Annotated in this window: 22 protein-coding genes; 5 read left to right on the forward strand and 17 right to left on the reverse strand. The window is 54.1% G+C overall.

Annotation, left to right across the window (positions count from 1 at the left end; translation table 11 throughout):
• Positions 1-3: 3 nt before the first annotated feature.
• From bcsA to BSZ31_RS17540, 9 genes are all read right to left on the reverse strand, one after another.
• Positions 4-2,490, reverse strand: a complete 2,487-nt coding sequence (bcsA, locus tag BSZ31_RS06150) for a UDP-forming cellulose synthase catalytic subunit (RefSeq protein ID WP_105028013.1) — start codon at positions 2,488-2,490, stop codon at positions 4-6.
• On the reverse strand, positions 2,487-3,227 hold the full coding sequence (gene bcsQ, locus BSZ31_RS06155) for a cellulose biosynthesis protein BcsQ (RefSeq protein WP_105028014.1): 741 nt from the start codon (positions 3,225-3,227) through the stop codon (positions 2,487-2,489). Before bcsQ ends, bcsA begins: the two co-directional genes overlap by 4 nt.
• Positions 3,224-3,433, reverse strand: a complete 210-nt coding sequence (locus tag BSZ31_RS06160) for a hypothetical protein (protein WP_105028015.1) — start codon at positions 3,431-3,433, stop codon at positions 3,224-3,226. The genes bcsQ and BSZ31_RS06160 overlap by 4 nt, the downstream gene beginning before the upstream one ends.
• Complete coding sequence (locus BSZ31_RS06165) at positions 3,430-4,836, reverse strand: hypothetical protein (protein WP_105028016.1); 1,407 nt, start codon at positions 4,834-4,836, stop codon at positions 3,430-3,432. Before BSZ31_RS06165 ends, BSZ31_RS06160 begins: the two co-directional genes overlap by 4 nt.
• Positions 4,837-6,267 carry a cellulose synthase subunit BcsC-related outer membrane protein gene (locus BSZ31_RS17295; RefSeq protein ID WP_369907286.1) on the reverse strand — a complete coding sequence of 477 codons (1,431 nt, stop codon included), beginning with the start codon at positions 6,265-6,267 and terminating at the stop codon, positions 4,837-4,839.
• 217 nt (positions 6,268-6,484) lie between these two features.
• Positions 6,485-7,261 (reverse strand): hypothetical protein, encoded by a 777-nt coding sequence (locus tag BSZ31_RS17300; protein WP_146106622.1) that lies wholly within the window; start codon positions 7,259-7,261, stop codon positions 6,485-6,487.
• Positions 7,254-8,405 carry a cellulose synthase complex periplasmic endoglucanase BcsZ gene (gene bcsZ / locus BSZ31_RS06175; RefSeq protein WP_168426877.1) on the reverse strand — a complete coding sequence of 384 codons (1,152 nt, stop codon included), beginning with the start codon at positions 8,403-8,405 and terminating at the stop codon, positions 7,254-7,256. Before bcsZ ends, BSZ31_RS17300 begins: the two co-directional genes overlap by 8 nt.
• Positions 8,406-8,502: 97 nt before the next feature.
• Positions 8,503-9,789 carry a cellulose biosynthesis cyclic di-GMP-binding regulatory protein BcsB gene (locus BSZ31_RS17535; protein ID WP_105028019.1) on the reverse strand — a complete coding sequence of 429 codons (1,287 nt, stop codon included), beginning with the start codon at positions 9,787-9,789 and terminating at the stop codon, positions 8,503-8,505.
• Entirely contained in the window at positions 9,789-10,637 is an 849-nt protein-coding gene (locus BSZ31_RS17540; protein WP_105028020.1) for a cellulose biosynthesis cyclic di-GMP-binding regulatory protein BcsB, read from the reverse strand. Before BSZ31_RS17540 ends, BSZ31_RS17535 begins: the two co-directional genes overlap by 1 nt.
• A gap of 248 nt (positions 10,638-10,885) precedes the next feature.
• On the opposite strand from BSZ31_RS17540, the gene BSZ31_RS06190 reads away from it, so the two are divergent.
• The 3 genes from BSZ31_RS06190 to BSZ31_RS06200 are packed head-to-tail and all read left to right on the forward strand — an operon-like array spanning position 10,886 to position 14,307.
• On the forward strand, positions 10,886-11,224 hold the full coding sequence (locus BSZ31_RS06190; protein WP_105028021.1) for an STAS domain-containing protein: 339 nt from the start codon (positions 10,886-10,888) through the stop codon (positions 11,222-11,224).
• A gap of 6 nt (positions 11,225-11,230) precedes the next feature.
• Positions 11,231-13,537, forward strand: coding sequence for a response regulator (locus BSZ31_RS06195; protein WP_105028022.1), 2,307 nt, complete (start codon positions 11,231-11,233; stop codon positions 13,535-13,537).
• Positions 13,534-14,307 carry an ATP-binding protein gene (locus BSZ31_RS06200; protein WP_168426879.1) on the forward strand — a complete coding sequence of 258 codons (774 nt, stop codon included), beginning with the start codon at positions 13,534-13,536 and terminating at the stop codon, positions 14,305-14,307. The genes BSZ31_RS06195 and BSZ31_RS06200 overlap by 4 nt, the downstream gene beginning before the upstream one ends.
• 10 nt (positions 14,308-14,317) lie before the next feature.
• On the opposite strand, the gene BSZ31_RS06205 is transcribed toward BSZ31_RS06200, so the two are convergent.
• Positions 14,318-15,190 (reverse strand): MerR family transcriptional regulator, encoded by an 873-nt coding sequence (locus tag BSZ31_RS06205; RefSeq protein WP_105028024.1) that lies wholly within the window; start codon positions 15,188-15,190, stop codon positions 14,318-14,320.
• 61 nt (positions 15,191-15,251) lie between these two features.
• Between BSZ31_RS06205 and BSZ31_RS06210 the strand changes: the two genes are divergently transcribed.
• Both BSZ31_RS06210 and BSZ31_RS06215 read left to right on the forward strand, forming a co-directional pair.
• Positions 15,252-16,340, forward strand: a complete 1,089-nt coding sequence (locus BSZ31_RS06210) for a phospholipase A (protein ID WP_105028025.1) — start codon at positions 15,252-15,254, stop codon at positions 16,338-16,340.
• A gap of 2 nt (positions 16,341-16,342) precedes the next feature.
• On the forward strand, positions 16,343-17,215 hold the full coding sequence (locus BSZ31_RS06215; RefSeq protein WP_105028026.1) for a hypothetical protein: 873 nt from the start codon (positions 16,343-16,345) through the stop codon (positions 17,213-17,215).
• Positions 17,216-17,233: 18 nt separating this feature from the next.
• On the opposite strand, the gene BSZ31_RS06220 is transcribed toward BSZ31_RS06215, so the two are convergent.
• The 7 genes from BSZ31_RS06220 to BSZ31_RS06250 form a co-directional block, all read right to left on the reverse strand.
• On the reverse strand, positions 17,234-19,156 hold the full coding sequence (locus tag BSZ31_RS06220; protein ID WP_105029775.1) for an ATP-binding cassette domain-containing protein: 1,923 nt from the start codon (positions 19,154-19,156) through the stop codon (positions 17,234-17,236).
• Positions 19,157-19,173: 17 nt separating this feature from the next.
• On the reverse strand, positions 19,174-20,019 hold the full coding sequence (locus BSZ31_RS06225) for an NUDIX domain-containing protein (protein ID WP_105028027.1): 846 nt from the start codon (positions 20,017-20,019) through the stop codon (positions 19,174-19,176).
• Between the two features lie 9 nt (positions 20,020-20,028).
• Positions 20,029-21,153, reverse strand: coding sequence for a rod shape-determining protein RodA (gene rodA, locus BSZ31_RS06230; RefSeq protein WP_105028028.1), 1,125 nt, complete (start codon positions 21,151-21,153; stop codon positions 20,029-20,031).
• A complete protein-coding gene (mrdA, locus tag BSZ31_RS06235; RefSeq protein WP_105028029.1) occupies positions 21,150-23,084 on the reverse strand; it encodes a penicillin-binding protein 2 in 1,935 nt (644 codons plus the stop codon). Before mrdA ends, rodA begins: the two co-directional genes overlap by 4 nt.
• Positions 23,081-23,605: a rod shape-determining protein MreD gene (mreD, locus tag BSZ31_RS06240; RefSeq protein WP_105028030.1), complete on the reverse strand. Its 525-nt coding sequence runs from the start codon at positions 23,603-23,605 to the stop codon at positions 23,081-23,083. The genes mrdA and mreD overlap by 4 nt, the downstream gene beginning before the upstream one ends.
• Positions 23,595-24,584, reverse strand: coding sequence for a rod shape-determining protein MreC (gene mreC, locus BSZ31_RS06245; RefSeq protein WP_105028031.1), 990 nt, complete (start codon positions 24,582-24,584; stop codon positions 23,595-23,597). Before mreC ends, mreD begins: the two co-directional genes overlap by 11 nt.
• A gap of 63 nt (positions 24,585-24,647) precedes the next feature.
• Positions 24,648-25,691, reverse strand: a complete 1,044-nt coding sequence (locus BSZ31_RS06250) for a rod shape-determining protein (protein WP_008248080.1) — start codon at positions 25,689-25,691, stop codon at positions 24,648-24,650.
• Positions 25,692-25,763: the final 72 nt, after the last annotated feature.

Raw genomic sequence — 25,763 nt, forward strand, 5'->3', positions numbered from 1 at the left:
GCCCTAGTTCTCCCACTTCTCGGTTTGGTTCTTGTTGCCCATCAGGCGATTGCCCAAATCAACAGCACCGTCTTTAAGCCAGGCAAACAGGCGAACGTAACCGATCATGCCTTTGGCAAATACGTCTTTCAGACCACCCAGTGCACGGTCACGCGTTTGGTCTTCTTGCCAGTTGAGCCATGCGTCGGCCCGGCCAAAGGTGCATTGAATCAACTGTGTTTCCTGCTCTGGGGTGAGGTTGGTGAACAAGGCCTCGACATGCCCTGTTTCAGTGAAGTGAATTTTGGCCGGGAACAGGAATTCCCGGTCGCCCCGGTGCAAGCCAACCTGCACCTGGCTGAATTCGCTGATGCCAGTGGTATCGGCCACAGCCAATGTCAGCCCCGCTGCTGAATATTCTTCGGTGTAGCAACTGACTGTGTAGCCGCCGGGCAGTTTCAAAAAGGCAGGCATTACCATGCGCACACGGTGGTGCACATGTTTTTGAACCGACTCGGTTGCAACACCCACGGCCGCACCCAGAATGGCCAGGTTGAAACCGCACCACAACAAGTTCATCAACACGGTGCCTGTTTCATGGGTATTGAACACAAACAGTCGAAGCAAGCCCACGGAGAAGCCAAGCACATTGATCAAGAGCAAGATCAGGTAGGGCTTTGCAATGTTGGCATCGAAATAGCTTTTCTCGATCAAGCCGCCTTTCGAGGTGACGTTGAACTTGCCCAGTTTCGGATTAATAAAGGCCAGCGTAGTCGGCAGAATGATGTACCAGGACAACACGGTTTCATACACTTCAGACCAGAACGATCGACGGTATTTGCCCTGAATCACCGAGTTGGTGTAGCTGGAAATCATCAACTGTGGCAAGGCATAACTGAGAATGGTTACTGCCGCAGCATTGATCAGGTGTTGTTCAAAAAACAGGTATGCCATGGGCATGACCAGGAAGATCATGCGGGGGATGCCATAGAAAAAATGCAGCATGGCGTTGGAATAACAAACGCGCTGAAAAAGGTTTAACCCCTTTTTAAACATCGGGTTGTCAGTGCGGAAAATTTGCGCCATGCCGCGTGCCCAGCGAATGCGCTGACCAATGTGGCCCGCCAGGGTTTCAGTGGCCAGGCCCGCTGCCTGAATATTGTTCAAGTACACACTGTTGTAGCCCAGGCTGTGCAGTTTAAGGGCGGTGTGCGCGTCTTCAGTCACGGTTTCTACCGCAATGCCACCCACTTCCAGCAATGCTTTGCGTTCAATCACCGCGCAGCTGCCGCAGAAAAATGAGGCGTTCCAGTAGTCGTTTCCGTCTTGGATCAGGCCGTAGAACAAAGAGCCCTCGTTGGGCATTTGCCGAAATGAGTTGAAGTTGCGTTCGAACGGGTCAGCCGAGAAAAAGTGGTGGGGTGTTTGCACCAACACGCATTTGGGGTCGCGGCTGAACCAACCCATGCTGGTTTGTAAAAACGAGCGTGTGGGTATGTGGTCGCAATCAAAAATGGCGATGTACTGGCCATGCGTGTGTTTCAAGGCATAGTTGATGTTGCCCGCTTTGGCATGGGAGTTGTCCGGGCGTGAAATGTATTCAACACCAGCTTGTTTTGCAAATTCTTCAAAGGCGGGGCGGTGCCCGTCGTCCAGAATGTAAACCGTGATCTTTTCAAGTGGCCAGTCCAAGCCCTTGGCGGCATAAACCGTGGGGCGAACTACCGACAAAGGTTCGTTGTAACTGGGAATGAACACGTCCACGGTGGGCCAATCATTCAGGTTCAACTCCAGCGGCATGGGTTTGCGTTTCAAAGGCCATGCAGTCTGGATAAAACCGAAAATCAGAATAATCCAGGTGTAGGCCTCGGCTGCAACCAGGGTATAACCCAAAAAAATTTCAGTGCCAGTTTCAAGATCAAGCGAACTGGTGAAGCGCCAAAACACATAACGTGCCAGTAGCAACATGGTCAGTGCCATCAGGCACAAGTTGGCAAAACGTTCAGGCAAGCGCTTGAACAACATGGCAAACAGATAACACACCACAATGAAAACCCACTGCCCGGCCAAAGGCAGGGAGGCTTGCGCAGTGAACAGAAACAAGGTCAGGGCAGAAAGGCCCAACGCCCAGCGTAACCATTTGAAGCGCACCACAAAGTGGCTGGCGTTTTCAATACGCTGTTCAAGCCGGGCGGCGCGCACGGCATAGTCGGTGAACCTGCTAAACAGGGCACGCACTGCCCGGTAGGGGCGTTGAATCATTAGTTTGAACAGATACGCTACGGGGCTTAGCAAGTCGTGCAAAGCCACGACAACAATTTGAAACACGAAGCCTGGCAGACTTCGGCCTTGTTGGCCGTTCGATGTTTCAAGCGCACTGTTCAAACTGTTGGGACGTAACCAAAGTGCCTGAAAAAGGCGCAGCAAACGAACCCGGGTTTTCAGGTTCGGAAATTCGCGCAGGTCCAGCAGGCGCTCCAGTCGGTTGATCCAGCTTGATGAGGTACTCATCCGATCTCCGCGTCGATCCAGTTGCACAGCTTTTGCTGGTCTTCCACCAGCTGTGAGCGTGGTGCGTAGTCGGCCAGCGCCAGGCCGGCGGCCAGGCTTTCTGCCAAGGCCTGGTCTTCATGCAAATAAAATGGCAACAGGCGGTGGCTTAGTTTCATTTTGCACAAGGTCCACAAATCCAGGTGCAGTACTTTGGCCGAGTCGAAGCGATTCATGAGAAAGTACGACGCGCCCCGGCTTTCCAGCAAATGTGGCAACAGTGTATCGATGCCCAATATGGAGGCAGAGTCTGGAATCAGGGTAATCAGGTTCAGGTCAGACAGGGCCATCACTTTCTGGCACCAAGGGGCGGGCCAGCGCGGCAAGTCGATGATCACCACAGCATCGTCAGCAAATTCGTCTTGTTGAAACAGATCTGTCAGGCGTTGGGGCTGCTCCATCAACACGCGGTCTATAGCCAATTGCTGTGCCACGGACACTTCACCGAAAGGCAACAACTTGAAACTGGCATTGGTGGTGTTTAACGCCTGCCCAATCGGTTCGCCCTGCAAGATGACATGCGCAAGGCCGCGAGCGCTGCGACTGGAGTAGCCCAATTGAAATTCAATGTTGTTGGCCGGGTCAGCCTGCACCAGCGTGACATTGCGGCCCAACATGTTGAGCTGGGTGGCAGCGGCAATTGCAAGGCTGGTTCGTCCTGCCCCCCCAGTGGGAGACACCAAAGCAATAATGATCATGCGTCCTCTTTGTCATCGGGGCTGGCAATCCACTTGCCATGCCGCACCAACTGATCACAGTCGTCGGGCAGCTGGTTGTTGCTCCAGTTTGCCCAGTCACTTAGCCAGATTCGGGTTGTCGGGTTTTTCATCATTTTTCCCACCAACAAAATGGTGAGCAAGACACCCAGCAACAAACCACTCACGATCAGCGCAAACACTATCATTTTGCATCCTCGCTCAGCAGTGCATTCAGGCGTTGTGTCCATGGGCGATTCTGGTTCAGGGCTTCCGGGGCTTCATCCCACAGCTCCGCCAATTTCACTGGCTTGTTTTCGTCGGCGCCCATCAGGTCTTGTACCGACAAAGGTTCCAGTTCTTCGTGCAAATCGGCAAGCAACTCACTTTGGGTTTCTTCACCCAAAAACTGAATATCGCCACTGAACAGCACGGGCAGGTTTTCCCGGAAACACGATTCAAGCCAGCCGCGGTAGCTGGCCTCATCGGGCTCACTGGTCCAAACTTTCAGCAGGTAAATTGCTTCCCTGGTGGCCGTGAACACACAGGTGGCCTGCGACCAATTGGCAAGGCGCAATGCGGTTTGTGCGGTCATGTGACGCATCAGGGAAAGGCGTGTCAGCGTGCAGTGCATTGACCATCGTTTGGCCAGTTGCATCATCATCAAACCCTGCGCTGCGAATGTGGGGTTGGCCACTACAGTCAACAGGCCAGGCATGAACACTTCGTGCAAGTCTCGGGCAAACGTGTTCTGGTGATTGTCCGTGGCGGTCAGGTTCATTTCTGGTTTGTTCACCTGCCCGGTGCTCAGGCCTAGCCAGGTTTCAATGCTTTCGTCTTGTAACCACACAGTGTCCGCACCCATACGCAGCAGCACTGATGCATCTTGTGCTGTCATTTCGCCGTGCGCCTGTATGTGAATTCCGTGTTGTTGGTCCGTGCCAAAACGAAGGTTGTGGCAGGTTTGCGCCAGTTGTTTCAGGCTACCCAATACCCCACTGTCCAGCACATGGTGCATGGGCAGTTTTGACAGCGCCGTTGTGTCGTTCCACAAGTTGGTTTGCAAGCCCCACTGGCTTGGCCACCAAGGGCGAAACTCGAATTCGCCAAGATCGCTGACATCGGCCAGTCCGTCGGCAAATGTACTCCATTCGGGCAGGTCACCTTGCACCGTGGTGACTACATGGGCCTGTGCATGGTGAGCCCATTGGTGCAGCAGGCGCATTTGCGCCAGCGGGTTTTGCCGGTTCAAGGGTTCGTCGCTGTCGTCAAACCAAAGTTCTGCATGTTCAATCACGACCAAGGCCGGCTTGAGTACACACAGTGTGTTCAGGGAACGGCAAAGTTGGCGAATGCCGTTTTTGGCATGCCCTTTGGCCCACAAGTTTCGAACTGAGACCACATCCAGACCTTTTGGGGCGCCAGCGCGTTTGAGCAAATAAGGTTCAAGCAGGTTGCGCACCTCGTTTTTAGGGCTTGCTGTGAGCCACAGGCAGGACTTGAATGGTGTTTCTTCTTGCGAGTCCAGCCAGTGTTGCACCAGGCCCTGCGAAAAATGATTCGCATGGGGCGCGCGTACAACGTAGGCTCCGGGCTTGGGCAAGTCAATCATTCAAAACCTCGAGTAAGGTGCAACACCTTCTGGTGGCACGCTTAATTCGAAAAAATCACCAAACGAATATTTCAAATAAAGTTGCAATCGGTCAGGGTTGTAACCTTCAGATCGGTCGATCTCAAAATAACCGCCCACCACAAAGTTTTTTAACACCTGGCGTTCAAGTGCAAGGCGCAAACCGGTGCTGGTGCCGCCACCCGGGCCACCAATTTGCAAGGTAGGGTTGCCTTGTGCTGCAGCGGCAGCGGCAAGTTCCGGGTTCAGCGGATAAAGCGCAGTGTCGTCTTCTCGTGATTCACTGGCACCCACGCGGGCCTGGGCCTGCCAGGACCAGCCATTCATATTGCCAGTCCAGGTAATGGGAAATGTGAGCGAACCAAATGCCTGGGGGCTGTAGTAACCGCCTTGTCCAAAGGTGTAAAAGCGCAGGTTTTTTTCGAACGACCACAAAAATAACGACGCACCAATTTCTACCTCATGCCCCGGGCGCTGAAACACGGTTTTACCCACAATGCCTTGCAGGTTGTACTCGGTGTTGTCGGGTATGTTTTTGCCGGTAATCAGGTTGGCCCGAGCAATGCCAACAAAGTCAAGAGTGGGGTTGAATGCCTGGTAATACACCGCGCTGACACCGTTGCGCCGTGCGCCCCCCCAGCGCTCACCAGTTAAGGGATCGATGGCCCCCGTGGTCGACAGCACGCTGCCGTTGACCATGCGCCGCGCCACTTCAAGCCGCAATGAACCTTCACCCAGGCTGGTGCGCCATTGCACACCACCCACCCAGTCATTGACCGGGTAGTCGCCCACCGTGGTGCCCAAATCAACCCGGTATTGTTCGGTTTGTACACCCACACCCACCACATGGCCTTTGTAGTTTTGATCCAGTCGGTCGCTGGCGATGGCTGGGTCGGTGGGCAGGGTGGTGCCCAGCTTTGCAAAGTTACTGGCGGTGGCGGGGTTCACTCGGCCCGAATTCGCATTCAATGTGTCTGCGCGCAAAAACAGGGTACGTTCAAAATCGAGTGGCAAATCCAGTTGCAGAGGGATTTCGTCACTGTCGATACGAGACACACCTTCATCACCATCGATAATTGCGTTTTCATAGGACATCCGCAAGCGCACCTGTCGTTTGCGCTGAAGATTTTGTTCCAGTGCCTGCACCTCCGGTTCGGCTCGCCACTTGGGTGTTGTGCCAATTGAATTGGCCAGCGCATTGAAATCGCCATTCCTCTCTTGCGCACGCAAGCCATCGAGGTACTGGCCATATTGCACCCGCTTTGCCAGTGCAGTCATGCCTTCTGTCCAGTTTTCACGGGGTACGGCATCAATTAATTCAATGGCGTCATTGCCACGGTCCTGGCGAGCGGCCAGCAGCGCAGCTGCAAATCGCATTTCCTGTCCTTTGTCCTGCGCCAGGCCTTCATCCATGACTCGCCGGGCAGCCTGTTTGCTGCCTGCATCGCCTTGGTCATCCAGAAGGGTGGCCAGGTCGTAGCGAAACCAGGGGTAGCTCGGGTTCAGGTCTACTGCGTTTTGTAGCAGCCTGGCTGCCTCAGTTTTGTTGCCCTGATCAATCTGCTTTTGTGCATTGTCAGCCAGTTGTTGTCCCTGTTCGAAGTCAGAAAGTACCGGGGCTGTGGGTACTTCAGGCTCTGCAGGCGGGGGGGGCGCAACTTCGGGTGTTGTTGGCTGGGCTAGAGCTGCCGGTGCGGGTTTTGTACGGTTGGTATTGGCTGGGCGGCGGGGGGGGTTGCGCGGCACCGGGTGTTGGCGTTTGTGCAAGTGTGCTGGCACCAGCACCGCCCAGTTCAGCAAGCAGGGTTCTGTAACGGCGGTCGTCCGGGTATTGCCTGGCCAGCTCGGCCACTTGCTCGCGGGCGTAGCTGCGGCCTTCCGGGGTGCGGTTCATCAAGCGATATATTTGTACTGCAGCTTCACCCAAGGGTGGCTGTGGAAGCAATTGCCGAAGACGCTGTGGCAGGTTGGCAGGAACTTGTTCGCTGTCTGCGATATAACGCAACTCTGCGAATTGCTGCCGCTTGTCGGATGCCAAGGCAATGGCTTGTTGTAACTCGATGGAAAACGGATTGTTTCCGTGTACCAGTTGCAGTTTGCCCAGCCACACATTGGCTGCCTGCACATCGCCACGCGCAAGATCAATCAAGCCTTGCCAGCGCAAGGCCGACGCGTTGGTGGGTTCTATCAACAATATTTTGTTGAAAGACTGCACCGCCAAATCGAAGCGAAAACGTTCGTACCAGTACACCCCTTTTTCACTCAGCGCACGAATATTGGTTTGCTGCGTATTCACATTGGCATGCACTGGCGTTGGCAATATCATGGGCATTGCCACAAAGCTGGCTTGTATTGCCCATGCAAGCGTGCGGGCCCGCAGGCCATAAGTTGATTTGCACTTAGCCACAGCTTTTAACCTCTTTGCCTCGGGGCAATAATTCGCCCAAGGAATTGAATCGATAAAACTTGTCCATGTACCCTTGAGCAAACAGGCTCAAGGCGCCGTTGTAATAACCGTATTTCAGCCACGCTTCCTTGTTCGAAGTTTTCAGGCTTTGGGTGTGAAATTTTTTAGCAAGCCCGGGCATGCCGACGGCTTGAAGAAAAGGTGCCATGCTGGCTTGAAAACCGGAAGGCCCACGCTCTGTGGAAAATTTTCCAGTCATTGGTTCAAACCACTCAGGCATGTTCTGGCGTTTCAACAGCAAGGCCGCCAAGGGCGACAGTTGTTTCAGCAAGGGCGCTGTGGTGGGGTCGTTTTCGCTGCTCATGGCGATCCACAGATAGGTGCGTATGGCGTCATAATCGCCACGTTGCTCATCGTCGGGCAAGCTCATTTCGCCGTTGTTGTACAGCACCCAGTCGGGATACTGGCCTGTGCGGCCAGTGTCCAGCAGCAGTTTCTGGCTGGCCAGGTAAACTTGGGCCCAGCGCGAGTCGTCTGCCCAGGCATTGGCAAAGCGGGCCATCATGAAAGGCGGCAGATAGCTGGGGTTCAGTTTCACCGCGCCATTGTCCAGCACAAAGCCGGTGTGGCCTGGCAATATGCTTAAGCCCAAGCCGCTGACTTCCATACTTTCTTTGTTCAGAATCAAATCACCCAACGTGCGCGCTTTGTCGGCGTAGGTTTGGTTACACCACACGCGGCTGGCTTCAAGCAGGGCGTAGGCAATCCACAGGTCGGCATCTGATGCACTGTTGGCATCAATCACGCCCCAGCTTTCCCCTTTCTTGCCCCAAATCCATGCGGGCAATTGTTTGCCCATGTCGCCGGCACTCAGGTTGTTCTCAGTCCAATTCAATATGGCGTCAAACGCCTTTTGGTCTTGTGCCACCAAGGCAAAGAACAGAGCGTAGGACTGCCCCTCTGACACGGTGCGCAGGTCTTCCTGACTTCGGTCAATCACGCGCCCGTCCTCGCTGACAAACGCGCTTTTGAAACCGTCCCATGCGGGCCAGGCCTGCGCGGGCGTGGCGTTGCATGCTGCGGTAGCAGCAAGCAGTACTGCGCCCTGCCCCAGGCGTTGCAACAAATTACGCCACAAGGCCATTGTCAATTGCCTTTTGTGCGGCGCGATGCCCGGCCAGACAACCAGCCAAATGCAAGAATCGCCAAGATCACCCCAGCCAGGGCACCACCCACCGCAATCAATGCGGGGTATTCTGAAAACGCAATACGCAAACGCAACCACCAAGCAGAGCGCCGCTGATGTATGTTTCTCCCAGGCTGTAGCTTTGAATGTCATCGCCACGAATCAGGCTCACGCTGCCTTTGATTTTGGCAACGTCGCCATAATCCGACAGGGCAGCCACTGCGCGCTCAAAACTGTCTTGGTCGGTGCCCGTTACCACCAGCCCGGCTTTTTTGGGTGCAAGGTGCGACTCAAATCCCACAATCGCACCCAGCGAGCCTGCGGTTTGAATCAAGGCACGCGCGCTGTCGCTGGGTTGTAATTCCGTATCGTTTTGCCACAAACCCTTCAGCCACTGAATGGCTGGTGGCAGGCCCATGCTGCGTTCGGTGGCGTTCAATACCATGGGCAAATTCATGTTGGCATTATTCAGCCAATCCAGGCGATCGCTGGTGCCCATGGCCAACCAGTTCTTGGTTCCAATGCCTTCGGGTTTGTCAGAAACAATCAGGGTGGTGCGAGTGGCAGGCAGACCTGTCCACTGTCCAAACAGGCCCATCACATTCAGGTAGGAACGAATTTCAAGCGGCGTGGGATTGGCGGGCAGCACAATGGCTGTGTCCGAAAGGTCTGCCATGATGCTGAAGGGATAACCACCGTTGGCAAAGGCGGTCAAATTCGGCATGCGGGTGTAGTGGGGCAGGTTGGAGAAATCCAGGGTTGATTCCGGATCGATGGATCCCCTGGCTACTTGCGATACCCGCGTGCAAGAACCACCACCTTCGGCCATAAAGCCAAATGCAAAGGCCAGTTCGTTGTTGCCACCCACGCGGAAAGCGGGAATTTGTAGCGCCTCTTCACTGGTCAGTTCAGCTTGGCCCAACAAATCAATATTGATTTTGTTTTGTACTTGTTCCGAGCGTGGGGCAAGACGGAAGGATTGAATCAGCGAGTTATTGATTTCAATGTTCAGCAGAGAATCGTTCCAGCGGGAAGGGGCTGTGTAGCGGTATTTCAAATCCATGGGGATATTGCGGCCTGCCCAGCTGAACAAGTCGGGTGGAAGGCGCAAATTGATGCTGGCGCGTGGCTTGTCAGAACTCACCTCCAGTTGCCCAGGAAAATCAATCAGCTCGCCAAAGCGCACAGGCCGGTTGGTGGGCACATAGCGCGGCGCGTCGTAAGGCTTGCGCGGGGCGCCCAAGTCCACTTTTTTCACAAGGGCTTTTTGTCCGCTCAGCACCTGGCCTTCAATCACCAAGCCATACACAGCCTGTAAAAGCTCCTCATCGGTTCGCCCCATCACATACAAATGTTTGACCCAAGGGTTTTCCTTGCGCTCACGATCATCAGGGAAGGCCCTTCAATATCGGCCTCGCTCATGCCTTCAGGCATTTTTTTGCCTTTGGTCAAAATAATGGTGTGGCGCGTTGGTGATGCAGTTTCAAGCAATTCAAATTCAGCCTGGCGGTAAAAGGCTTGCGCACCCATCCAGGAGGCCAGAATACCCGCGGCTTTCATGCTGGCTTCGGTTTGCTCCACGGGCAGTACAAGTGGTAGCCGGAGTTTGCGGTTGTCTCGAGGATCGAAAAAAGGCGCTGGCAGCAGCGCCAGGTCGTTGACCAGATTCAGCGGTGTTGAGCCAATGGTCAATGCGCTTTCCGGGCGAATGTCAAACCGCAGGGTGGGGTTGCCCGGGTCCACGCACTCGCTGTCGTAGGTGCCGTCGTATTCCACGCGAATGGTTGCAAAATCGGAAAACAGCAACGGGTCCAATTCAATTTCAACAGTGTGCGGTACACCGGCGCGCGCTACACTCAGCTGGGACAAACCGGAGAGCTGGTTGTTCACATACACACGCACAAAGGATTGATCGTGGCGCATACCTTGTGGGTAAAGCACCCTCAGGCTAAGGCTTGCACGGGTTACCAATTCGTCCAGGCGAATTCCTGAATTCAAGTCCACAAAGCGGTTGATCCCACTCAACCGAACCCCGTTGGGCTGTCCCATTTGGGTAAATGTCAGTGTGCGGGTTCGCTCAACGGCAGGTGCAGTTTCCTGGCTGGTTGATACCGTAGTGGGTTCTCCTCTTTCTTGTGAGTACCCCGTCAGGCAAAATAGAACAAACGCTAAAAATAGTAGGTGTCGCATAAGTGGGTTCGCTGGTCGACTGGAATATAAGAACAGATTTTTAATAAATGCCTGCTTAAGTCACTGCATTCGAGAATATTTGATCAACATTTGTCAATATTTTGAAAAGTATGCAGCATAGTTCGATACGTTATCCTATTGTTTTTGTATATGCTGAATTTCTAGAGCTTGTTTTAACTAATTATTGCGCGAAGTGTCTAAAAGAGCACACTTTAAGAAAAGAGAATTAACAGTTTAGGGCGAATAAAATGGTTTCGACAGAAGAGGTGGGAGATATTTTCGTGTTGCGCGTGGACGCAGTGCGGTTGGACAGCGCGGTGGGAACAATCATCCGCAATGCGGTGGTTTCCAAACTGGACTCCACGCGAAAATTCGCCTTGGACATTGGGGCCGTTAAATTGGTGGATTCCGGTGGTTTGGGGTCTTTGGTTGCCCTGCTGAAAAACATCACCAATCACCAAGGCAGGCTGGCCTTGGTGGGCATGAACAAATCCGTGCGAATGATGTTTGAGCTTTCGCGCATGGACCGACAATTTTCCCTGCTGGAAGACATGCCCAAGGCAGTTGCCTTTCTACAGCAGGCCTGATTCCCAGTGACGGACGACGCCAACAAATTGTTGCCCCGAATTCTGGTTGTTGATGACTCGGTGGTGGAGCGAAATCTGTTCGTTCACATGGTGGCCAAGTGGGGTTATCCGGTTGAGTTTGCAGCCAGCGGTCAGGAAGCGATACAACTTGTTGAGCGGCATCGCTTCCAGTTGGTGCTGGCCGATTGGCAAATGCCCGGCATGCAGGGCACTGAGCTTTGCGTTGCCTTGCGCCAGCTAGACCTGGGGCAGTACACCTACATTATTTTGATGTCAGCCCAAAATGATGAGGAGTTTCTCATCAAGGCGCTAGACGCAGGCGCTGACGACGTACTCACCAAACCCGTCGATGGCAATGAACTGGAAGCGCGGTTGCAGTCGGCAGTCCGCCGTATTGAACTTCAAGCCCGGCTGGCCCGAAAAACCAATGAACTCGCGCATGCCCACGATGTGATTGCGCATGACCTCCGTGCCGTATCCGGCCTTCAGCGCAGTTTTCTGCCCGAGGCGCAAAGTCCGTTTCAGGGCCTGAACTACCAATGGTTGTCGGTGCCTTCCAAGTATGTGTCCGGCGATCACTTGCAGGTGTTCGAGCTGCAACGCGACGTGTATGGCTTTTACCTGCTTGATGTGTCCGGTCATGGCATACCTGCTGCTGTCAAGTCCATGCAGCTGGTTCAAATGTTTGCAGACCGCTCTGCCACCAGCATTGTGTTTGAAGGACGTTTGGGGTCGGACGGCCAGCGTTTGGTCTCGCGCCCTCGCGACGTTGTGGCGCGCCTGAACCGGCTGTTTCAGCAAACTGAATCTGACCTTTCTTATTTCACCATGATTTACGGCGTGTTCAACACTGCCAATCGACAGGTGTCCCTGTGCCAGGCTGGCCACCCTTCGCCTTTGTTGTTGTCAGCTGGAAAACCAGCCAATGTGCTGGGCAGAGGTGGGTACCCAGTGGGTTTGTTCGATTTCGATGACTTTGAGGACATTGAGCTGACACTGGGCAATGAAGACGCCCTCATTTTGTATTCCGACGGTGTTACTGAAGTTTTGTCGGCCAGCTCCGAAGCGTTTGGAGAAAAACGCCTGCTCGATTTTGTCAATCAGCAAAGCAGTCAGGGGCGTTGGTCTGATTTGCCCGAGCGCATTCAAATGCGGGTTCAGCATTGGGGCGGCTCGGTCATTGAGCAAAAGGGTTTTGAGGACGACGTGTCTATTCTGATGCTTGCCCCGCGCCCTGGTGTATTGGACCAGCGTGATGTGGTGGACGCGGACCGGCAGGTGCCCGAACTGGTGTTTCGCTTGCAGGAAATTCAGGCCAATGTACCCAGCTCTTTGCCTGCGAAAGCGGGCAAGTCGATTGTTATTGTTGATGATTCCCGCAGCTTTTTAAGAATTTTCGAGGCCATGTTGCACAGTTGGGGTTACACCGTGCATTCCGCCAAGAATGGCCATGAAGCGCTGGCCCTGATTGAAAAACATCAACCCGACTTTGTGCTCACCGATTGGGACATGCCGGGCATGAGCGGTATTGAGTTGTGTGAGCAAGTGCGTGCGCAAAAACAAAATGCTTACACTTACATCATCATGATCACAGGTTACGCAAGTCGGGACGACCTTTTGAACAGCTTGCGCGTCGGTGCCGATGACTTTATGACCAAGCCGGTCAACCCCAGTGAGTTGAAAGTACGCCTGAAAACCGCCGAGCGAATCGCAGATTTGCACACGGGCTTAGAGCGCAGACACACTGAGCTTAGCCAGCTGTATGAAGCCTTGCAACGTGACATGCGTGAAGTGTCACGAATTCAACGGGCCCTGTTGCCCAAAAGCAAGCAGTACCCCTGGCCATTTGCAATTCAAACCATTTACCAGCCACAGGGTTATGTGTGTGGCAAACAAATGGGTTTGCTTGAAACCCAGGCCAATGAGCATGGTTTTTTCATGCTGAACATGGCTGGCCAGGACACGGCAACAGCGTTGCAAACCATGGCGTTGGCAAGGTGGTTTTCAATGGCCCGTGCCACGCGCGTGTTGTTTCCCGTGGAGGAAACCAGTTCAAAAATTCGGCGTTACCTGGCCAGCCCCGAGCAGGTACTGGCCCAACTTTCAAGCATTTCGCCATCCCTGAAAGACGAGCCACCACAATTTGACTTGCTCTATGGCTTGATCAATCTTGACCAAGGTACCTTGTTGGTCGCCGGTATTGGCGATTGGGCCATGGTCATGGCGCAACCTGGCTTCGCACCCGCATTTTTGGGCACGAACGGCGAGCCGGGGCAGGCCCTTGGTGTTGGGCAGGTCATTTATCAAGCGTGATCGCCCCGGGCAGCCGACTTTATTTTTACCCGCGGGAATGCGCAAACACTTTGGGCGTGCCCGATATTCAGGTTTGGCAACAGTCCGTGTTGCTCGACGACACACAAGGGGATGTGCTGAGCCGGGAGTTTTCCCGTCTGCTGGATTCGGGTCGCAATGAAGTAGATATCGTGGGTGACCTGTCATTGCTTGGGATTCAGTGGCGTGAAAGTTTTGAAGTGCAGCGCCTTGCCTTGCCTTCTGCGCGGGTATCTGAATTGGCCGATGAATTTGTGCAAACTGGCTTGACCCTGCAAGACGAGTTTTCATCGCACGAGCATGCCTTCAAATTGGGCGAGTTCCTGAATTACACTGCATTCACTGCTGTTGCAGATACCGTGAACATCGGTGTATTGAGCCGTGCAGTGCGGGCATTTGTAGAAGAGTTGGCCTACACCGAGGAGGTTTGTTACAACACCGATCTCGTGGTGTCTGAGGCATTGACCAACGTCATGTTGCACGGCTTCAAAGACAAACGCCCCGAGCCTGCGCAGCTTACTGTGCTGGCCTTTCACCACGGAGTTGGGGTGTTGATCGAAGACTGGGGCAGCAGTATTCCAGCCCATGTGCTCAGCAAAATGCACCACGAGCATTCATTTCAAGACGATTTGAGTTTGGGCGACTTGCCTGAAGGAGGCATGGGTCTGGCATTCATGCGCATGGTGTCGCGGCGTTTCGTGTACCAGGCCAAGCAGAATCAGCGCGGCAATCGCTTGTTGTTGCTGCTGTAAACCCGCCGGTTCAGTTTTTGTTGTCGCCCGTGGCCGGTGCCTCTGGTGGTACCCAGCCAGTGGGTTGAAATGCAGGATTGTTCGGTATTTCCTCTGCCATTTTGTCGATCAAGCCCACAATTCGTTCATCCACAAATTTGCTGGCCGATTTTTGCAGGGCCCGTGACACTTCCGATTCAATCGCCGTCATGGCCAAGGGGCGAATTTTCCAGATCAATTGCGCCAGCCTGGGCAATTCTTCCTTGGGTGGCAGGTTGTCGCCGTATTGGTCCAGTTCTTTCACAAACAGCGAAACGGCTTGGTCGCAAAAGCTTTCAAGATGGCCACGCAGCGACGCAATCAAATCCAGCAAGTCGAGTAAGGGCAAACCGGCACTGGCCATTTCCGCACCAGCATGCAAAATTTTCGGGCTGGGTGCACGGTAACGCAAACCATCGGGTTCCAGCAGGCCAAGCTCAATTGTTTTGGCCAGGGCACCACGGCTTAAGCTGGTGCCAAACAGGGTGGCCAAATGCACCGGGTTGTAATTCTTCGGTATTTCATCTGTCCACGGGCTGGTAATTGCATGCGTTAAACCCAACAGCTGGCGAAGGTCGTAACCCTTGTCAATGGCGTCCAGCATTTCCTGAATATTGCTCAGGGTGTAACCGCGCCCCAACATTTGCCCAATCAGCTTGAGTCGCGACAAATGGTCTTCACTGTAAAAACCCACGCGCCCACGTTTTTCAGGCGGGGCCAACAGCCCCCGATCCTGATAGGCACGTACATTGCGCACTGTGGTGTTGGCGGTGCGCGCAAGTTCATCAATGGTGAACTCGCGACCCTGCCCACTGGTGGAAGTGTCTTTGTTTGCCGACGATTTTTTGAAGCGGAATGAAACCATTTAAGAATTGTAACCAAATGTGAGAGTATCTAGCCAACCAAGCTTGACGCAGTACGCGATTATGAACAAAACCCTACTTGTTGCGCTGGGCCTTTTCGGCTTGGGCAGTTGGGCCAACGCCCAAGACATTCAAAACAAAACCCTGGACGAAGAGGCACTTCGTGCCTGCCTGTTTCTCGAAGACGACCAACTTCGCCTGCTCTGCTTTGATGATGCCACAGGCAGAAGCCTGGTGGTCAAAGATGGTTCCGCTCCTGAAGCAGCCGCGGCCATCGATGGGGGGTTGTTGTTGTACAAACGCAGCGAAGACACCACCCTGAGCTGGCTGGATCGCCGCTGGGAGCTGGCCCCGTCAGCCAAACGAGGCACTTTTTCCATACGCCCGTACCAGCCTGTTTACCTGTTGCCGGTGTATCACAACAAATCACCGAACATTCGTCCCACCAGCCCGAACCCCGCCAACACAGTGCAGCCGGGTGATGCGCCCGAGAATCTCGATCGCAATGAATTGAAGTTTCAGCTCAGCCTGAAAACCAAGGTGATGGAGAACATGTTTGGTGACAATGGTGATTTGTGGTTTGGCTACACGCAGTCCAGCCGTTGGCAGGTTATGAACCAGGACATTTCCCGCCCTTTTCGGGAAACAAATTATGAACCAGAGCTGATTTTCACTTGGCGCTCCAGCTGGAGCGAGTTCAGGGAGGCCACTGGTTGGGAACCTCGCCTACTGGGCTTGAGCCTGAATCACCAGTCCAACGGGCGGGCCTTGCCACTGTCGAGATCCTGGAATCGCTTGATCGGCATGGTCGGGTTTGAGCGTGAAAACACCATGGTTCAATTCAGGCCCTGGTTGCGCATTGCCGAAGATGCCGCCGAAGATGACAACCCCGACATCAGCGATTTCATGGGCCGTGGCGACATGTTGCTGGTTCACAAACACAATGGCCATGAATATTCCCTGCTAACCCGCCATAACTTTCGCGGCGGCGATGAGTCTCGGGGCGCTGTTCAATTTGACTGGGCATTCCCGCTCACCAGCAACTTGCGTGGTCATTTGCAATACTTCACCGGTTATGGCGAAAGCCTGATTGATTACAATTACAAATCCGATTATCTGGGTATTGGTTTGTCTTTGGTGGGGTGGTATTGAACGTGTGGTTGAAGTGTGCTTTTGTCGCCTGCCTTTTGTTCACCGGGGTGGCGCAAGCCAATGAGCCCGTTGTTTTTGTTCTGGCCGCCACTGAGAAGGTGGTGGTCACCAATCCGAAGGGTCAACGATACAGTGCCCTTCCCACCCAACGCCTGTTGCATGGTCATACCATTGCAGTGCCCAAAGGGCAGCGATTCTCTGTGTTGATCTTGAACACCGGCAATCGAAGGGTCTACAACGGACCCGCCCGGCTCAAAGTAATCGCTGACACTGTTCGCGTGTTGAGCGGGCCAGCTGTGAAAGTCTTTCCTCTGGAGCAAGCCCATCTGGATTTGGTTGATCAATGGATTAATCTGTATACCCGCCCGCGCGGTGTGTTGCCAGTTAAAGGCGACAAAGCTGATAAAACCGAAGCGGCCGAAAGTGACGCACTTCGCGTTTTGCAACCCATCGACGGATCGCTGCTGTTGACCCGTAATCCGGAATTTATATTTCAGGGCGATTTGCCGAGAGAAGGCAACTTGATGTTGTTTGATTCAAGAGGCAAGCGATTTTGGGTTGAACCCCTTGAGAGCGAGTATGTCAGTTTGCCGCCTGCCGCAAAATTTGAGTGGGGCCAAAGTTTTACCTGGGAAGTACGGCGCCTGACCGGTGGCCGCGTGGTCAGTGGCAGTTTTCACATTGCCAGTGAAGAAACCGCGCGCAGTTTGCTGGAGGCGCGGGTGCCGGATACTGCAGGCACTTTGCCCGAGGCAAAACTGTTTTATGGCATGCGCCTTCAACTGGCCAAGGCCTACAAGGAAGCCGATGAGGTGTGGGCGTCTTTGGGCATGGTATTGACCGCGCAGGGGCAACCTAGCCGAATTCGTCCTTAGTCGCTGCCGGGTAAATCCCTAGCCGTCCAGTTCTTCCCAGCGGGCATACGCTTTCAGCAGTTCATTTTCCAGGTCAACCATGCGGGCTTGCGCGGCAGTCACTGTGCTGGCCTCTTGCTGGTAAAAGTTAGGGTCACCAATTTTTGCCACCAGTGCTTCCTGTTCTGTTTCCAGTTTCTCGATCAGCGCGGGCAGCATTTCGAGTTCACGTTGCTCTTTGTAACCCAGTTTTTTAGTCTTCTTCACAGGTGTTGGTGCAGTAGCTGCAACTGTTGGTTGCGCAACGGCGGGTGGAGCAGGTGGTGCAGCATTGGGCGTGTTGGCCTTGCCCACATTGGCCCAGGGGTCGGTGGTGCGTTGGCGCAACCAATCGTCATAACCACCCACGTAATCGCCCACTACGCCATTGCCTTCAAACACCAGGCAACGGGTCACGATCTGGTTTAAAAATTCCCGGTCGTGACTTACCAAAATCAGTGTTCCCTGGTAAGCCATCAACTTTTCTTCCAGCAATTCCAGAGTCTCAATGTCCAGGTCGTTGGTGGGTTCGTCCAGCACCATGACGTTCGAGGGTGTTGAAAACAACTGGGCCAGAATCAGCCTTGCTCGTTCACCACCCGACAAACTACGCACCGGTTGGCGTGCCCGGTCGGGTGTGAACAGAAAGTCTTGCAGATAGCCGATCACATGCTTGGCCTGTCCATCGATGGTAATGAATTCCTTGCCGGCACCAATGATTTCAACCGCAGTGTCTTCTTCATTGAACTGGCTGCGCAACTGGTCGAAGTAGGCAATTTCAAGTTTGGTGCCCAACTTGATGTGGCCTGAATCGGGTGGCAATTGTCCCAGCAACACTTTCAGTGCAGTGGTTTTGCCAATGCCGTTGGGGCCCAGAAAACCTATTTTTTCACCGCGCAAAATGGTGTTAGTGAAGTTGCGCAAAATTGGCAAGTCACCCAACTGTTTGTTAATGTCGGTCAGCTCAGCGACTACTTTGCCGCTGCGCTCAGCCTCTTGCACTTGGACCTTTGCGCTGCCCACTACATTGCGTCGATCTGAAAACTGTTTGCGCATTTCCATCAATGCGCGCACCCGGCCTTCGTTACGGGTGCGTCGTGCCTCAATCCCACGACGAATCCACACTTCTTCCTCGGCCAGTTTTTTATCAAACAGTGCATTGGCTTTTTCCTGGGCATGCAAAAATTCGGCCTTGCCTTTCAAAAAACCTTCGTAGCCGCCCGACCAGCTTTTCAGCATGCCGCGATCAAGGTCACAAACACGAGTGGCCAGTTTGCGCATGAAGGACCGATCGTGACTTACAAAAATAACAGCCCCTTTGAATTGACGAATCTGTTCCTCCAGCAATTCAATGCTGGGAATGTCGAGGTGGTTGGTGGGCTCATCCAGCAACAGCACATCCGGGTTGCTGACCATGGCCTTGGCCAACATGACCTTGCGCTTCATGCCGCCTGATAATTTGGCAAAGGGCAAGTCCGCAGGCAACTTCATGCGGGAAAGCATTTGATCTACTTCGCTTTCCAGATGCCATCCATGGTGCTCGCCCAATTCATGTTGTGCCTCTTCAAGCACTTTGGCCTGTGCGGGTGTCAACGAATCATGATCCAGCGGACCCAGTGTGCGGCTGATGCTGATGTGTTTGCCCAAGGTACCGAAGCCTTGTGCCACCACATCAAAAATGGTGTCGTCATGTTCCTGTGGCACGGCCTGTTCAAGGCAAGTCATGCGCAGGCCGTCCTGTTTAATCACCAGGCCGTCTTCGGGTGTGGTTTCCCCGGTCAAAATGCGAAACAAGGTACTTTTGCCCGTGCCGTTTCGGCCCACCAAGGCCACGCGTTCACGCTCTTCAATTGAAAAATCAACCTGATCCAGCAGCACGGTGGTACCAATGCGGTACGTAGCGCCCTTCAAACCCAACAACATATGTATTCCTTTCGTATTTATTTGGCGGTGGCCAGTGCCAATGCGCAGCACAAGGCGGCATCGGGGGTGAATTGCCAGTCATTGATTGCTTCAATGCAGGCCTCGCTTGTCATTAACTGGAATGCGCCTACTTCGCCATCGCGATTCCGGGGTCGGCGCCCCTGCTTCAACTGGCCCCGAAACAGCATGACTGTTTCGTGATGCCAGCCACCATACAGCAAGGGGCGGCTTAACACCAGTTCATGGGGGGGCAACGGTTCAATCCATGCAAAATCGTCTGAATTCAACCCTGCTTCCTCGTTTAGTTCACGCCATAGGGTGCTGTCTAGGCTCTCTGCGCTGGCAATACCGCCCGCAGCCAGGTTGTCGAGCATGCCGGGATTCTCGTGCTTGCTCATGGCGCGCACGCCGGTCCACACGCAACCTTTGTGATTCTCAACATGCACATGCACGGCGCGGCTGCGAAATCCAAGCGTTTTGAACAAGGCCCGCTCAGCGGTGGCCAATACTTCACCCAGTGAATTCATCACCAGTTGCTCTTCATGCCGCCAGCCAGGCACCAAGCCCATGGCTTTCAGCATGTTGCCAGCGCTAGCCAGTTTGGCGCTCAGTGCTTGTGGCCCGGAGGTGTGGGTACACTCAATACCCAGGCTGGTGACTGTGCAGGTCAAGCCCGCCGCGTTGAATACCTTCTCAAAGGTTTGCTGGTGTTGGGTGTCCCAATGGCCCAAGTGCTCGCCATTGAGCAACCACGGGGTAAATTGCTGCGCCAGCGCGCAGGTATCGTCCCTCCAGCGGCTGACAAATGGTTGAAATTGCACTGGCAGGGTGTTTTGCAACCAGGCTTTGCTCGCGTCAATCATGCACGGCCTTCAGGTTTGAATCAGCTTTTTGGTGTTTTGAATACTCATCAAAATACCGGCACCCATACCCAGTGTCACCATGGCGGTGCCACCGTAACTCATCAAAGGCAGAGGCACGCCCACCACAGGCAAAATACCGCTGACCATACCAATGTTCACAAAGGCATAGGTGAAAAAAATCAAGGCCATGGCACCGGCCATCAGGCGTGAAAACAAAGTGGGTGCATTGCCGGCAATCACCAGGCCCCGAATAATCAGGCAGGTGTAGAGCGTCAACAGAACCAGGCAGCCCAGCAAGCCAAACTCCTCGGCGAGTACTGCAAAAATAAAGTCTGTCGTGCGTTCGGGAATAAATTCAAGGTGTGTTTGGGTACCCTGCAAAAAACCTTTGCCGGTAAATCCACCCGAGCCCACGGCCACTGTCGATTGAATAATGTGAAAACCTTTGCCAAGCGGGTCTTGCGTGGGGTCTAGCAATGTGAGCACCCGCTGGCGCTGGTAATCGTGCATCAGCGTCCAGAACAGGGGCAGGCTGGCCAAAAACAAGCCAGTGAGCCAAGCGATTACTTTCCACGACAAACCTGCAAAGAAAATCACAAAGAAGCCCGAGCCCAATACCAGCAGTGCTGTACCCAGGTCGGGTTGTTTCAGAATCAAAATACCGGGAATGGCCAAGATAACCGAAGCCACCGCGAATTCACGCCAGCCTGACACATTCTCCCGTTGCTGGAAAAACCAGGCCAACATCAGAGGCATGGCAATTTTCATAATCTCCGACGGTTGAATCCGGATAAAACCCAGGTTAAGCCAACGTTGCGCACCTTTTGAAATGTCGCCAAACAGTTCAACAGCAATCAGCAAAACCACGCCCACCACGTACAGCGGCACTGCGATTCGCATCAAAAATTGGGGTTTCAGGTTGGCGGTTACCCACATCACCAAAAATGCAATCAGCAAGTTGCGTGAGTGGTCGATAAATCGCCCCTCGAAATCAAATGCCGCGCTGTACTGGGTGATCAAGGCAAACACAACCAACGACAGCAAAATCGTGCTGAGTACCGGGTCAAACACGGTCAGGAATGGCTTGATTCGCGGCCAAATGGGTTCACGTTGAATGGCGCGGTTTCGGTTCACGGCAGAGACTCTCCGCTGATTGTTCGATCGGCAGCCTGTTCAGCAGCCTGAGGTGGCGGCAATACAATAGAGGGGTCGTTCTCCGCTTCAATTTGCCAGTAAGTGTCGAGCACTTTTTTAATGGCGGGTGCGGCAGACTGGCTGCCAAACCCCCCGTTCTCAACAATTGCAGCCAAGGCAATTCGAGGTTGTTCCATGGGTGAAAACGCTATAAACCAGCCGTGGTCTCGAAGGCGCTCGGCCGAGGCAGCACGGTCTTTGTAGGTTTCGCCCTGCTTTAGTCCAAACACCTGTGCAGTTCCTGTTTTACCCGCCACTTCATAGCTTACGTCCCTGAAAACGCCGCGGGCCGTGCCTTCAAGCACCGCGCCTCGCATGCCCAGTTTGACTGAATCAACATGCCGTTGTTGCAAGTTTAGCTGTTTAAAAGCTTCCAGTGGTTTTTCAGTCACCTGGCCGCTGACCGGGTTCTGGAAGGCCCGAACCAGCCGGGGTGTTGCGTTCATGCCGCCGCTGGCCAGCACCGCTGTGGCGTGGGCCAATTGCAGCGGGGTGTAGTTGTTGTAGCCTTGCCCAATCGCCACTGAAATGGTCTCGCCCGAATACCAACGCTGCGCTTCGGCCTTCTTGAAAGCGCCTGCTTTCCATTCCCGAGAGGGCAGCACACCCGTGCGTTCGCCGTCCAGGTCGATGCCTGTGCGCGATCCAAAGCCAAAACGGCCCATGAACTCCGAAATAATGTCGATGCCCATCTCGCTGCCCAGCATGTAGTAGTAGGTGTTGCACGATTCGGCAATCGACTTGTACATGTCCACCATGCCGTGTCCGCCAATTTTGTCGTCCATGAACCGGCGTGAACCAAAATCAAAATAGCCAGGGTCACGCAGCGTGCTCGATGCGGTGCGAAAGCCTCGCTCCAGCGCGGCCAGTGCCATAAAGGGTTTGAAGGTAGAGCCTGGCGGATAGGTGCCCGCCAAAGGGCGGTTCAGCAATGGCCGGTCAATACTTTCGTTCAGCAATTTCCAGTTTTCGGAATCAATGCCTTCCACGAACAGGTTGGGGTCAAAACTGGGTGCGCTCACCATGGCGAGAATGTCACCGTTGCGCGGGTCAATTGCCACCAGGGCGCCACGTTTGCCCTCCAGGGCTTTCTCGGCCGCTTCTTGCAGGCGAATATCGATGGACAACATCAGGTTTTCACCCGGCACCGCAGGTGAGCGTGACAGCACGCGCACGGCCCGCCCGCCCGCCGAGGTTTCTACCTCTTCAAAGCCCGTTCGCCCATGCAGCTCGGTTTCATAGCGCTTCTCAAGGCCGTCTTTGCCAATGTAGGCAGTACCCCGGTAGTTGTTGGTTTGGTCCAGTTCTTCGATCCGTTCCTGATCCCTTGCAGAAATACGACCGATGTAGCCCAGCAAATGTGCGGCATGAGGACCGTAAGGGTATTGACGGAAAAGGCGAGCGCGAATTTCCACGCCTGGAAAGCGGAAGCTTTGTACCGCAAAACGGGCCACTTCTTCATCAGTGAGGCGTGTGCGAATCGGAATGGACTCAAACCGTTTGGATTCAGCGCGCAGTTTTTTGAACCGTCTGCGGTCCAGTGCTGAAATTTCGACAATCTTGCCCAGCTCGTCGATCATCTCGTTCAGATTGTCGATTTTCGAAGGCGTGATTTCCAGCGTGTAGGCCGAATAATTGTTGGCCAGTACCACCCCGTTGCGGTCCAGAATCAGACCCCGGTTCGGCACCAGCGGCACAATCGTGATTCGGTTGTCTTCCGCTTTGGATTGGTACTTGTCATAGCTGATCACTTGCAACCACAGCAAGCGTGCCACCAACACCAGAAACAACAGCACCACAAAGAGCCCGGCCAGAAACAACCGAAACCGGAACTGTTTGATGGCTTGTTCTGGGTGGTTAAACTCGGTCATATCGGGCGGTCGTTGTCACGGTTTTCTGGCAGTTTTTGTGGGGCCAGCAGCAAGAACTGTGTCAGCGGCCACAAGGCGGCTGTCAGTACGCTCTCCGCAAATATCCAGGCGCCCGGGAAGGTGCCGCCGAACATCACCCGAATAATGACTGTGATGGCTTGGGCCGCCAGCAGCAAGGGAAAAATGTGGGCCGCTTGCATCATCGGGGAAAACCACATCACCCTGCGGTGAATGGTGATCGCGAAGTAAGACAGCAGGGTGTAGGCCAGTGCGTGTTCCCCGAACACGCTGGCCGAATGTACGTCGACTGCCGCGCCGAAGCACCAGGCCACGCCAATTCCGATTCGTCGCGGTTGCCGAATGTTCCAGAACACCAATACCAAAGCCAATAAATCGGGCGTAACCCAATTTCGGTCGACTGGAATGAATTTGAACAGCAAGGCAGCCATCAGCGAAAATGCAATGAACCAAGGGTTTACCGGGCGCAAAATTTCGGAGTTGCCGAATGGATTAATTCCCATTGCCAGCCTCCGTTGTGTTTGTCGGGGTGGGGGCGGTGGCTGCTACTGGGTTGTTGGTGGGCGGGCCGGCCGATTCTGTGTTCGGTGCATTATTCCCCGGCGTGGGTGCACTGGCGGCTGGCTGCGCATCGTTTGCAATTTTTTCGCGGAAGGTGTCGAGCACCAGCACAAACCGGTGTCGCTCTACGCCAGCAATGGGTTCACAGAAAATACTGGCAAAGGCATAGCGCGAATTTCGTTCGACCCGAATGACTCTCGCCACAGGAATTCCTCTGGGGTATACGCCGTCAAGCCCCGATGTCACCAGCAGGTCATTGTTTTCAATGTCAGCGTTGGCCGCCATGAAGCGAAGTTCAATCAGCCCGCCGTCCAGCCCGCCATAGGCAACGCTGCGAATGCCATTCCTCAGGTTTTCAACGGGAATAATCTGTTCTTTGTCGGTGATCAGGCTGACTTCGGCCCGACTCGGGAAGGCGCGGGTGACCTGGCCGAGCAAGCCCAATTCGTCGATCACCGGCATGCCTTCTTTGACACCCTGGATCAAACCTTTGCCGATGATTATTTTGCGCGAAAACGGGTCGCGTGCATCGCTGACAATTTCGCTGAGAATGGAGCGCTTTACCTTCAGTGTGTTGCCCACATTCATGAGTTTGCGCAACTTTTCGTTTTCCTGGCGCAAGGTTTCGAGTTCGTGCAGGCGTTGTTTGTCTTGAAGTTGCTCGAGAATCAAGGTTTTATTCTCGGATTGGAGTGTGTCCAGCGATGTGGCGTAGTCCACACCAGCCTGACTCCATTCGATGGGCAGGCTGGCAATTTTTTGCAAGGGGTAAAGCACCGTGCCCACTGCTTTGCGCACCACTTCCATGGCGGCAAAGCGTGAATCGAGAAACAACAAACCCACCGAAAGCGCGACAAAAAAGGCCAGCCGCACGCGTGCGGATGGACCTTGTTTGAACAACGGTGGTGGTGTGTACTCCATAGGCTTTTAGCCGGTTCAATGCTGGCTATGTAACAAGCCGGAGTTCGAACCGTTTTAAGTTACTTACTCACTGGTGAAAATGGTGCCCAATTTGTCCATGCGCTCCAGCGCAAGACCGCAGCCGCGAACCACGCAAGTTAGCGGGTCTTCGGCCACATGCACTGGCAAACCGGTTTCTTCCATCAGCAGCCGATCCAGGTCGCGCAGCAAAGCGCCGCCGCCGGTCAGCATCATGCCGCGTTCGGCAATGTCGGCACCCAGTTCAGGCGGGGTTTGTTCCAGCGCAGACTTCACTGCCGAAACAATCGCGTTCAAGGGCTCGGTCAACGCTTCCAGAATTTCATTGGATGAAATCGTGAAACGGCGTGGAATGCCTTCCGACAAATTGCGGCCGGTCACTTCCATGTCTTTCACTTCTGAGCCGGGGAATGCTGAACCGATCTGCTTCTTGATGGCTTCAGCCGTGGGCTCACCAATCATCATGCCGTAATTGCGGCGAATGTAGCTGATGATGGCTTCATCAAACTTGTCGCCGCCCACGCGCACGCTGCCGGCGTACACCATGCCGCCCAAGGAAATGATGCCCACTTCAGTGGTGCCGCCACCAATGTCGACGACCATGGAGCCCGATGCCTCAGACACCGGCAAGCCAGCGCCGATGGCTGCGGCCATGGGTTCTTCGATCAGGTAAACCTGAGAAGCACCCGCGCCCAACGCGCTTTCGCGAATGGCACGGCGTTCAACCTGAGTAGACCCGCAGGGCACGCAAATGATGATTCTGGGGCTGGGTGAAAACAGGCGGCTTTCGTGAACCATTTTGATGAATTGCTTGAGCATTTGCTCGGTCACGGTGAAATCGGCAATTACGCCGTCTTTCATGGGGCGAATGGCCTCAATGTTGCCAGGCACCTTGCCCAACATTTGCTTGGCTTCAAGGCCAACCGCTGTGATGGTTTTTTTGCCATTGGGGCCACCTTCCTGGCGGATGGCAACCACAGAAGGCTCGTCGAGAACGATGCCCTTGGTGCGGGCGTAAATTAGCGTGTTGGCCGTGCCCAAATCAATGGCCAAGTCGTTTGATAAGTAGCTGCGTAGAAACCCAAACATGGTGATGTTCTAACCTGTGTTGTGTAGTTGGAGAGCTGCCAAGCCCGCGAAGCTCAAAGTTGTCTAGAAGTT

Origin of the sequence: Limnobacter sp. SAORIC-690 (genome assembly GCF_002954425.1) — a bacterium.
GTDB lineage: Bacteria > Pseudomonadota > Gammaproteobacteria > Burkholderiales > Burkholderiaceae_B > Limnobacter > Limnobacter profundi.